Annotated in this window: 9 protein-coding genes; 8 read left to right on the top strand and 1 reads right to left on the bottom strand. The window is 73.8% G+C overall.

From position 1 onward, the window contains the following. Positions 1 to 573: 573 nt before the first annotated feature. Positions 574 to 936 (bottom strand): hypothetical protein, encoded by a 363-nt coding sequence (locus tag ACZ5WG_RS28210; RefSeq protein WP_468726774.1) that lies wholly within the window; start codon positions 934 to 936, stop codon positions 574 to 576. A 361-nt stretch (positions 937 to 1,297) separates the two neighbouring features. On the opposite strand from ACZ5WG_RS28210, the gene ACZ5WG_RS28205 reads away from it, so the two are divergent. From ACZ5WG_RS28205 to ACZ5WG_RS28170, 8 genes are all read left to right on the top strand, one after another. Continuing rightward, positions 1,298 to 2,080: a hypothetical protein gene (locus ACZ5WG_RS28205; RefSeq protein WP_468726773.1), complete on the top strand. Its 783-nt coding sequence runs from the start codon at positions 1,298 to 1,300 to the stop codon at positions 2,078 to 2,080. 58 nt (positions 2,081 to 2,138) lie between these two features. After that, positions 2,139 to 2,564 carry a phage tail protein gene (locus ACZ5WG_RS28200; protein WP_385584931.1) on the top strand — a complete coding sequence of 142 codons (426 nt, stop codon included), beginning with the start codon at positions 2,139 to 2,141 and terminating at the stop codon, positions 2,562 to 2,564. A gap of 16 nt (positions 2,565 to 2,580) precedes the next feature. Beyond that, positions 2,581 to 3,312, top strand: a complete 732-nt coding sequence (locus tag ACZ5WG_RS28195; RefSeq protein ID WP_468726772.1) for a CIS tube protein — start codon at positions 2,581 to 2,583, stop codon at positions 3,310 to 3,312. Next, the gene (locus ACZ5WG_RS28190) at positions 3,312 to 5,216 is read left to right on the top strand and encodes a VgrG-related protein (RefSeq protein ID WP_468726771.1); all 1,905 of its coding nucleotides are present in this window, start codon (positions 3,312 to 3,314) and stop codon (positions 5,214 to 5,216) included. Before ACZ5WG_RS28195 ends, ACZ5WG_RS28190 begins: the two co-directional genes overlap by 1 nt. Positions 5,217 to 5,307: 91 nt before the next feature. After that, positions 5,308 to 5,802, top strand: coding sequence for a GPW/gp25 family protein (locus tag ACZ5WG_RS28185; RefSeq protein WP_468726769.1), 495 nt, complete (start codon positions 5,308 to 5,310; stop codon positions 5,800 to 5,802). Next, positions 5,802 to 7,760 carry a putative baseplate assembly protein gene (locus tag ACZ5WG_RS28180; protein ID WP_468726768.1) on the top strand — a complete coding sequence of 653 codons (1,959 nt, stop codon included), beginning with the start codon at positions 5,802 to 5,804 and terminating at the stop codon, positions 7,758 to 7,760. The genes ACZ5WG_RS28185 and ACZ5WG_RS28180 overlap by 1 nt, the downstream gene beginning before the upstream one ends. Further along, positions 7,757 to 8,320 (top strand): phage tail protein, encoded by a 564-nt coding sequence (locus ACZ5WG_RS28175; protein ID WP_468726767.1) that lies wholly within the window; start codon positions 7,757 to 7,759, stop codon positions 8,318 to 8,320. The genes ACZ5WG_RS28180 and ACZ5WG_RS28175 overlap by 4 nt, the downstream gene beginning before the upstream one ends. Further along, positions 8,317 to 9,696 (top strand): NADase-type glycan-binding domain-containing protein, encoded by a 1,380-nt coding sequence (locus tag ACZ5WG_RS28170; protein ID WP_468726766.1) that lies wholly within the window; start codon positions 8,317 to 8,319, stop codon positions 9,694 to 9,696. The genes ACZ5WG_RS28175 and ACZ5WG_RS28170 overlap by 4 nt, the downstream gene beginning before the upstream one ends. Positions 9,697 to 9,710: the final 14 nt, after the last annotated feature.

Here is a 9,710-nt window from a genome sequence, read left to right as displayed (position 1 = left end):
CCAGCGGCAGACTCCCGCAGCGTCCGCGTCCGACGGCCCGCGCCCGACGCCGGCTACTGGCGTGTCACCGTCCCCGGACACGCCATCGGCCGCTCAGGCGATGCCCGTTCAGCGGAGCACCGCCGACACGTCGCGGCGGGCGGGACTGGGCATGCCCGTGTCCAGCGGCCCGGCACCGGCTGTGGCTCCCGCATCGCCTCCGGCCCGTTCCGCCGACGGGCCCGTGCCTCGGAGCACCCCGGCCCGGCGAAGCGCTGCCGACGCAGCAGCGCGAACGGGACCGGCCTCCGGCGCGAGCCGCGTACCCTCCCCCGGCTCGCGCCCGGCACCGGCTGCCGGTGTGTTCCCGTCTCCGGGTACACCATCGGCCCCTCCGGCGAAGCCGGTTCAGCGGAGCGCTGCCGACAGGGCGTCGCAGCCGGTGGCGGGCAGGCCCGTTTCACCCGCTGTGGCTCCGGCCCGTTCCGCTGGGGGGTCCGTGAAGCGGACCACCCCGATTCAGCGGAGCGACCGACCGGCTCCGGTCTCCGCCGTCTCCCCGAGCACGCCATCGGCCGCTCAGGCAACTCCGGTTCAGCGCAGTGCTGCCGACAGGCCGCTGCAGTCGGGAGCGGGCATGCCCGTGTCCACCGGCCGGGCGCCGACCCGCTCTGCCGACCCGTCCATGCCCCGGAACACCCCGGTCCAGCGGGCGGAAACCACTACGGCCGCAGCCGGTCCGGCGACCCCCGTCCAGCGGAGGACCCCCGCCACGGTACGGCGCACCGGACTCGGCACACCCATATCCGCCGGCCCGGTCCCGTCCGTGCCCGCAGCCCCCGTATCGCCCCCGGCCGGTAGCGCGGCCCCCGTCCAGCGGCGCACCCCGGATCCGGCAGGGAAGTCGGCCCCGGCGGCGACCCGGCCGAGCCCGACGCCGACCGGCAGGGCCTTCACGTACCAAAATCACCAAAATCAGGCGGTCCCCGTCCAGCGGGTCACGCCCGACCCGGCACGGCGAGCGGGGCTCGGCGCCCCGGTGTCCGCCGCCCCGACCACGCCCACGGCTCCCCTGTCGCCCCTCGCCCGGTCTGCAGACATCACCGTGGACCGGAACGCACCGTCAGCCGGCCAGGCGGCGACCCCGATCCAGCGGCGCACCCCGGGCAGGGCGCCGCGGCCGGCTCCCGCCATGCCCGTGTCCGCCGGCCCGGCACCAGCACCAGCACCGGCACCGGCACCGGCACCGGCACCGATTCGGCGGAGCACGCCCGCGGACCGGTCGCCCCGGCGGCCGTTGCCGGGCGCGCCGCTGCCGGTGACGCCCACGGATGCCGGTCCCCTCGCCGGTCCCGTCCAGCGTGCCGTCGTACCTCCTGCCGCCCGGCGCGCTCCGAACGGGCCCGAGGCCCTTCCCGTACGGGCGCTCGCTCCCGCGCGGGCGCTGACGTCCTCCTTGCCGTCCGCGGCTCAGCCCAACCGCTCCCCCCGTCCGCAGGCGAAGACGGCCGTACCACTGCACCGCGGTACCGCTGCCCCCACCGCTCCCGTCGTCCGGCGGACGGCCACGGCCACCGCCGCGGTGCAGCGTCTCGCCGACCCCAACCCCCGTACGCCCTCGGCCGCTACGGGAACGGCCACGCACCCGCCCGTGCCGCCGCGCACCAGGGCGACCGCCCCCGTACAGCGCTCCGCGCTGCCCATCGCCGCACCGAAGGGGCAGCCCGCCTCGGCCGCCATGCCGGTGCAGCGGTTCCCGGCGACCCCGCTCGTGGCACCCGTGCCCCATACACCCCCGCCACCACCGCCACCGCCACCGCTCCCGGCCCCTGCTCCCCGCCCCGTCCAGCGCGCCACCGACCTCGGGACCCACAAGACGCCCACGCCCCACCCACCCCACCCGCCCCACACAGTGCACCCCACGCACACAGCAGATGCGCACACCCCCGTCCCCGACGCCGTCTTCAACCCCCGCTCCCTGACCGAGTTCCAGCTCGACGAGCTCACGCACCGGCTCATCAGCCGGATCACCCGGCAGCTCCGTACCGAGTTCCGGCTCGACCGGGAGCGCATCGGAAAGCTCCGCGACCCGCGCCACTGACCCACCCCGGCCCCGGCGCAATCCCACTACCCGGCAGCACCCCAGAAAGGCCCACCCGATGCCCCGCGATCTCGACCCGGGCTCCACGATCTTCTTCACCCTCACCATCGACGGCGAGAGCCTCGGCTACTTCAACGGGTGCGAGGGACTCTCCTCCACGGTGGAGATCGAACAGCGCCACGAGGGCGGCAACAACGGGTTCGTCTGGCAGCTCCCTTCCCGGGTGACCTTCTCCAACATCCGGCTGACCCGGCCCCTGACCCCCGACACCGCCAAGGTCGCCGCCTGGATCTCCTCCGTGACCACCGGCGTCACCCGGCCCACCGCCCAGATCGCCGCGCTGCGCGCCGACGGCTCCGAGGTGGCCCGCTGGGGGCTGATCGACGTACTGCCGGTCAGCTGGCAGGGCCCGTCCCTCGACCCGAACAGCCCGGCCGTGGCCACGGAGGTTCTGGAGATCACGCACCACGGGTTCACGGACTGAAGGGGGACGACACCACATGGCAGCCAAGGGAGGAAAGGGCGGCGCGGGCAAGAGCCTCGTGCGCGCCTCGCTCGCCATTCACGAGCCGCCGATCGGCCAGAGCACCACGCCGGGCGCGCTCATCAAGAACTTCACGTTCGCGTTCAACCCGTCCCAGCTCGCGCTCAGCCGACGCGCGCAGTGGAAGGCCACCCCGACCGCCGCGGTGCGCGACGGCGCCGTCCCGGAGTTCATGGGGCCCGAGCCCCGGGAGATGACGGTGGAGATCTTCCTGGACTCCTCGGCCCAGCCGGGCGCCAACTCCGTGCTGAAGAAGGTGGAGGCCCTGTTCTCCTGCTGTGAGGTGACCGCGAAGAGCATCGCCGCCAAGCAGCCCTCCACCCCCTGGGTGGTCTTCCAGTGGGGCTCCTTCTCGACCGCGCGCTTCACCGCCTACGTCTCCTCCGTGGACGCCGCCTACTCGCTGTTCAGCACGACGGGTGTGCCGGTCCGGGCCACCTGTCAGGTGCGCCTGCACGAGATCCCCAGCAAGACCAAGGGCCAGAACCCGACCTCCGGCGCGCTCACCGCACAGCGCGTGCACCGCGTCATCGCGGGCGACACGCTGCAGTCGCTCGCCTGGCGGGAGTACGGCGACGCGAACGTCTGGCGGGCGATCGCCGAGGCGAACGGCATCGACGACCCCTCGAGGCTGCGGACCGGAACGGAAATGGTGCTTCCGGCGGCCGAGGAAGTGGGTGGTCACTGATGGTCCAGGCGTCCTTCTCCAACGTCGTCCACGTCTCGGTGGGCGGGGCCAAGCTCCCCGACCGCGTCGCCGACGATCTCGTCGGTGCCTGGGTCGACCTCGGGGCCGGGGTGCCCGGCGCGTTCCGGCTCACCTTCCGCGACCCGCACGGGCTGCTGCTCGGCGAGCTGAAGGTCAAGTTCGGTACGAAGGTGGTCATCGCGCCCGTCGCGGCCGGCAAGGGCGCGGCCTCTCCGCTGCTCACCGGCGAGGTGACCGGCATGGAGACCGACTACGACGGCACCGGCACGTTCACCGTGATCCGCGGCTACGACCTGGGCCACCGGCTGATGCGGCAGCGCCGGGTCGCGGCGTACCGCAACCAGACGGCCGCCGACATCGCCCGCAAGCTGGCCGGGCAGAGCGGCATCCCGATGGGCAAGGTCCAGGCCACCAAGACCGTGTACGAGTTCGTCAGCCAGTCGAACGTCACCGACTGGGACTTCCTCTCCCGTCTCGCCGACGAGAACGGGATGGTGATGTCGCTGGACTCGAAGGGCAAGTTCCAGTTCGTCCGGCCGGTTCCGGCGGCCGGCGCGCCGCCGACGAGCACCGACGGCGAGAAGAGCCCGTTCGTCCTGCACGCCGGCCAGGACGTGCTGCGCTGCCGGGCCGCGGTCACCTCCGCGGACCAGATCGGCAAGGTCGAGTCGCGCGGCTGGGACGTCACCACGAAGCGGCCGCTCACCGCGCTGGCGCCGACGACCAGCACCTCGGCCGTCTCCATCGGCACCACCCCGGGGCAGGCGGTCGCGGCGTTCAAGCCCGGCAAGCTGGTGGAGACGGAGACCCCGTACGACCGCCAGTCCGAGGTCAGGTTCGCCGCCGGCTCGCTCGCCGAGGACATCACGTCCTCCTTCGCCGAGCTGGAGGTCACGGTGCGCGGCAACCCGAAGCTGCGCCCGGGTGTGCCGGTCACGCTCAGGGATGTGGGCACCCCGTTCGAGGGCAAGTACACGGTCACCTCCGTACGGCACGTCTTCGGCGACGACAGCCACTATCAGACCTGGATCACCGTCAGCGGCCGGCAGTGGCGCTCCCTGTACGGACTCGCCTCCAGCGGTGGCGGACCGGCCGCGCCGAGGCTGCCGAGTGTGGCCAACGCCCTGGTCACCGACGTTCAGGACCCGTTGAAGCAGGGCCGGGTCAAGCTGCGGTTCCCGTGGCTGGACGACACGTACGTCAGCGACTGGACCCGTACCGTTCAGCTGGGCGGCAAGTCCGGGGGCGGGATCTTCCCGCTGGACGTCGGCGACGAGGTGCTGGTGGCCTTCGACCGCGGGGCCCTGGACCACCCGTTCGTCATCGGCGGTCTCTACAACGGCCGGGACGTGCCGACCCCGGTCAAGGACGTGCCGCTGCACGACGGGCTGAAGAAGAAGGCGATCCGGCACACGCTGTCCGACCGCGACGGAAACCGGGTGGACCTGCTCAGCCAGACGACCGGCGCCCGCAAGCAGGGCGTGCGGATCGCCTCCGGCAACGACCGGCTCACCATCAACCTCGACCGCACCAGGACCGAGATCACGGTGGACAGCAAGGGGTCCGTCACCATCTCGGGCGGCACGTCGGTGTCGGTGGAGGCGGGCACGGACCTCACGCTGAGCGCGCGCCGGATGCTGACCATCAAGAGCGGGGGGCCGCTCAACATCCAGGGCAGCGGACTGGTCAACCTCAGGTCGCTCGGCGGGGCGGTCAACGTCAACGCGCTGGGCGCCCTCAGCCTCAACGCGGCGGGCGCGGCGACGATCAACGCGGCCGGGACGATCCAGGTCAGCGCCGCCGCGAACGTGGGCATTCGGGCCGCCTCGCTCATGCTGCAGGGCGCGGTGCTGGTCAACAGCAAGCCTTACCCGATCCCGTGACGACCGCGACGACCGCGACGACCGCGACGGCCCAAAGCACCAAGACGTCCTTGAAGTCCGCAACGAGAAGGAGAAGGCAGGTGGTCTGCTGATGGCCGAGCAGTTCGTCGGATCCGGCTGGGCGTTCCCCCTGCGCATCGGGCCGACCGGGGGCATCGCCCTGGTCAGCGGGGAGCGGGAGATCGAGGAGGCCATCCGGCTGGTGCTGGCCACCGCCCCGGGCGAGCGGCCGATGCGGCCCGAATTCGGCTGCGCCATCCACGACCTGGTGTTCGCGCCGGTCAACGAGGCCACCGCGGGCCGCATCCAGCACGAGGTGTACGTCAGCCTCGACCGCTGGGAGCCCCGGATCGAGGTGACCGACGTCGACGTGACCGCGGGCACGGACCAAGGGGTGCTCTTCATCGACGTCCGCTATGCGATCCGCGGCACCAACAACCCCCGCAGCCTCGTCTTCCCGTTCTACGTCATCCCGTCCCACGACGAGCCCGGCGAGGGCGACCCGTCCGGCGCGGGCGCCTCGTACGCCGCAGGCAGCTCAGGCACCTCAGGCACCTCAGGCACCTCTCTGGAAAGCGACAGCTGATGGCACTGCCTTCCCCGAACCTCGACGACCGCCGCTTCCAGCAGTTCGTCGACGACGCCAAGCGCTACATCCAGCAGCGCGCCCCGGAGTGGACGGACCACAACGTCTCCGACCCCGGCGTCACCCTCGTGGAGACGGTCGCGCACATGGCCGACCAGATCGTCTACCGGCTCAACCGGGTGCCGGAGAAGAACCACCTGGCCTTCCTCGACCTGGTCGGCATCCAGCTGTTCCCGCCGTCGGCCGCCCGGACGGACGTCACGTTCTGGCTCTCCGCGCCGCAGGAGGAGCCGGTGGTGCTGCCCGCCGGCACCGAGGTCGCCACCCAGCGCACGGAGAGCGAGGAGGCGGTCGTCTTCGCCACCGAGCGGGAACTGAGTGTCGTACCGAGCGAGTTGCGCCACCTCATGGTGCAGCGCCAGGGCGAGCCCGTCACCGACATGACCGCCGACCTCACCGGGGCCAAGGACGTGATGTGCTTCGCCGAGGCCCCGCGGCCCGGCGACTGCATGCTGCTCGGACTGAGTGCCGCCGTACCGCACTGCGCGGTGGCGCTGGCCCTGGACAGCAGGGTCGACGGTGTCGGCGTGGATCCGCGGCAGCCGCCGCTGGTGTGGGAGGCGTGGACCGAGGACGGCTGGGCCGCCTGCGAGGTCGACCGGGACGGCACCGGCGGGCTCAACCGGCCGGGCGAGGCCGTGCTGCACGTCCCGGGCGGGCACGCGCTGTCCCGTACGGGCGGGCAGCAGGCCGGCTGGCTACGCTGCCGGGTCACCGAGCCGCTGGCCGGGCAGCCCTTCTACACCACCTCGCCGACCGTGCGGTCCGCCGAGGCGTTCACCATCGGCGGCACGACCGGCGTGGTGCACGCCGAGACCGTGTACGACGAGCCCCTCGGCGAGTCCTCCGGCCTGCCCGGCCAGCGGCTGCGGCTGGCCAACGCGCCCGTGGTGGGCGGCGACCCGTCGGTGCTGCTGCAGAGCGCCGAGGACGACGGCTGGCGCGACTGGTTGGTCGTCCCCCACTTCGCGGCCTCCGGCCCGCGCGAGCGGCACATCACGCTCGACGCCGCGACCGGGGAGATCGCCTTCGGCCCGGCGGTACGGGAGCCGGACGGCGCCCTGCGGCAGTACGGGGCGGTGCCCCCGCAGGGCGCGGTCCTGCGGGCCCGCCGCTACCGCATCGGCGGCGGCCGGGCCGGGAACGTGGCCCGCGGCTCGGTGCAGGTACTGCGCAACTCCGTCCCGTACGTCTCCGAGGTCGTCAACCGGGAGGCGGCGCGCGGCGGGGTCGACGGCGAGACGGTGGAGGAGGCGAAGACCAGGGCGCCGATCACACTGCGGGCCCAGGAGCGTGCGGTGACCCTGCGCGACTACGAGGAGCTGGCGCGCCGCGCCGCCCCCGAGACCGCCCGGATCGCCTGCCTGGAGGGCGAGGAGAGCGAGCACGGGGCGTACGCGGTACGGGTGCTGGTGGTCCCGCAGGCGGTGCCCGATCCGGGCGGCCGGCTGCGCTTCGAGCAACTGGTCCCCGGTGACGCCCTGTTGCGGCGGATCACCCGCCACCTCGACGAGCGCAGGCTCATCGGGACGCGGCTGGCAGTGGGCCCGCCCTTCTACCAGGGCGTCACCGTCGTCGCCACCGTGCACGCCTTCCGCGGCGTGGACACCGACCGGGTGCGGCGCAAGGCGCACGACGCCGTCTACCGCCACCTCGACCCGCTGAGCGGCGGCGCCGAGGGAACCGGCTGGCCGTTCGGCCGCCGGGTCCAGGCGGGCGAGATCTACGCGGTGCTGCAGCGCGTGGCCGGCGTGGAGCTGGTCGACGAGGTGCTGCTGCACCCGGCGGACCCGCTGACCGGCAAGCGCGGCGAGGCCACGGACCGGATCGACCTCGAACCGGCGGCCCTGGTGTTCTCCTTCGACCACCGGGTGCGCGTGATCGGGGACGACGCATGAGCACGAGGGGGTCCGTCGACGGGCTGAGGTCCTCCGCGCCGCTCGGCGGGATGCTGCCCGCGGTCTTCGCCGAGGACGAGCTGGCGCAGCACTTCGTCGCCGGGCTGGACGAGGTCCTCGCCCCGATCCTGAACGTCCTGGACTGCCTGGACTCGTACTTCACCCCGTCGCTGGCCCCGGTGGACTTCACCCGCTGGCTGGGCGGCTGGGTCGGCGCAGAGACCGACGGGACGGAACCGGAGGACCGGCTGCGTGCGGCCGTGTCCGCCGCCGCGTACCTGCACCGCGTACGAGGCACCGGGCGCGGCCTGGCCGAGGCGATCCGGCTGGCCTTCGGGGTGGAACCGGAGATCAGCGAGAGCGGGGCCGCCGACTGGAACGCCCGGCCGCTCGGCCCGGTCCCCGGGGAACGCCGCCCGCGACTGCACGTCACGCTGCGACTGCCCGATCCGGCCCCCGCGGACGAGCAGCGGCTCGACAGTCTCGTGGCGGCGGCCCGCCCCGCCCACATGCCCTACACGGTCAAGGTGACCGCCGCGGAAAGGAATCCCGAGAGATGACCAGCCAGACCCCCGTCCCCGGTGCGCGGGGAGACAGGGCCTCGCACTGCGCCGAGTGCGGCACCCGGGCGGAACCCGACCAGTCGTTCTGCGACTCCTGCGGCGCGGTGCTGGGCTGGGCCGACCGCGCGGGCGCGATGGGCGAGGCGGCCGGCGGCGACCTCGGCCGCGGGGCGGGCGACCGGTCCGCTGCGGGAGCCGGGACAGCCGGGCAGTCCGCTTCCAGGGCGGGTGGCGAGGCGGGCGCGATGCGGTCCGGGCCGCGGACCTCGTCCCCCGCGGCGGAAGCCGCCGCGGACACCCCGCAGGCCTCCGCGCCGCGCGGCGCGTCCGAGGGCGCGGGCACGTCCGGATCCGGGTCCGCCGGTTCCACACCCCCCGCGCCGGCCGGGACCGAGCCCGCCACGGCCGAAGCGGAGGCGACCAACGCCACCACGTCCATGCTCACCGCGGCCGTCGCCCCCGCTTCCGACGATGCGGCCGCCCGGGCCAGGTCCCTGCTCGTGCCGGTCGCCGATCCCGAGCCCCGGGAGGGCACGGCGCCGTCCGTGGCGCCCGTACTGCCCGGCCGCTCGATCGCAGACCGCCCACAGGTCCGTACCCCCGGCCGGGAGACCGGGGCCGAGGGCGGACCGCCCTGCCCCTGGTGCGCCACGCCCAACCGGCCCGACCGGCACTTCTGCGGCGTGTGCGCCATGCCGCTGGCCGGCAGCCCGGCGGTCCCCGGGCGCCGTCCCTGGTGGCGCCGGGTGCTGGACTTCCGCAACCGGGAGACCCCGTGGGCCGGCGACCGCCCGCGCCTGCGCCGCGGCTTCGGGTACCTCATGACCTGGGTGCTCTGGGCGCTGGTGCTGACCCTGCTGATCACGGCGATCGTCAACGCGGACACCGCCGTCAACGCCGTCCGCGATCACTTCGCCAAGCGCACGCCGGTCGGACCGGACGCCGTCGAGGCATCGCACGCGTACCCGGGCAACGATCCCCAACTCGCCTTCGACAAGCTGAACAACACCTGGTGGGGCCCGGGCGTCAGCCAGTCCGGCGCGGGGGAATGGGTCGAGGCCCGCTTCGACCAGCCCACCCGGCTGCTCGACGTCATCATCACCCCGGGCGTCTCCAGCCGCGCCGACAAGCTCTCCCAGTCGGCCCTCCCGCGCCGCGTCGAGGCCGTGATCACCACCTCCGACGGCAAGACGGCCACCCGCGTCCTCACCCTCGACCAGGCCGCGGGCGGCCAGCGCCGTACGTTCCGGGCCGGCAACGTCACCGCCGTGCGGTTCGTCCTGCGCTCGGCCTACGCGGCCGCCCCCGACAAGCAAGTCGCCATAGCCGAGATCGAGTTCTTCGGCCCGTCGAACAGCAGCCGATCCCAGTAGCGAGGGGTTGTTCC

The organism is Streptomyces sp. NPDC032745, from assembly GCF_055579465.1.
This window is presented reverse-complemented; position numbering and strand designations above follow the sequence as displayed.

Bases quoted from the DNA above. Each gene is read 5' to 3' on its own strand.
- ACZ5WG_RS28200 (WP_385584931.1), top strand. From the start codon at position 2,139: ATGCCCCGCGATCTCGACCCGGGCTCCACGATCTTCTTCACCCTCACC.
- ACZ5WG_RS28195 (WP_468726772.1), top strand. From the start codon at position 2,581: ATGGCAGCCAAGGGAGGAAAGGGCGGCGCGGGCAAGAGCCTCGTGCGC.
- ACZ5WG_RS28190 (WP_468726771.1), top strand. From the start codon at position 3,312: ATGGTCCAGGCGTCCTTCTCCAACGTCGTCCACGTCTCGGTGGGCGGG.
- ACZ5WG_RS28185 (WP_468726769.1), top strand. From the start codon at position 5,308: ATGGCCGAGCAGTTCGTCGGATCCGGCTGGGCGTTCCCCCTGCGCATC.
- ACZ5WG_RS28180 (WP_468726768.1), top strand. From the start codon at position 5,802: ATGGCACTGCCTTCCCCGAACCTCGACGACCGCCGCTTCCAGCAGTTC.
- ACZ5WG_RS28175 (WP_468726767.1), top strand. From the start codon at position 7,757: ATGAGCACGAGGGGGTCCGTCGACGGGCTGAGGTCCTCCGCGCCGCTC.
- ACZ5WG_RS28170 (WP_468726766.1), top strand. From the start codon at position 8,317: ATGACCAGCCAGACCCCCGTCCCCGGTGCGCGGGGAGACAGGGCCTCG.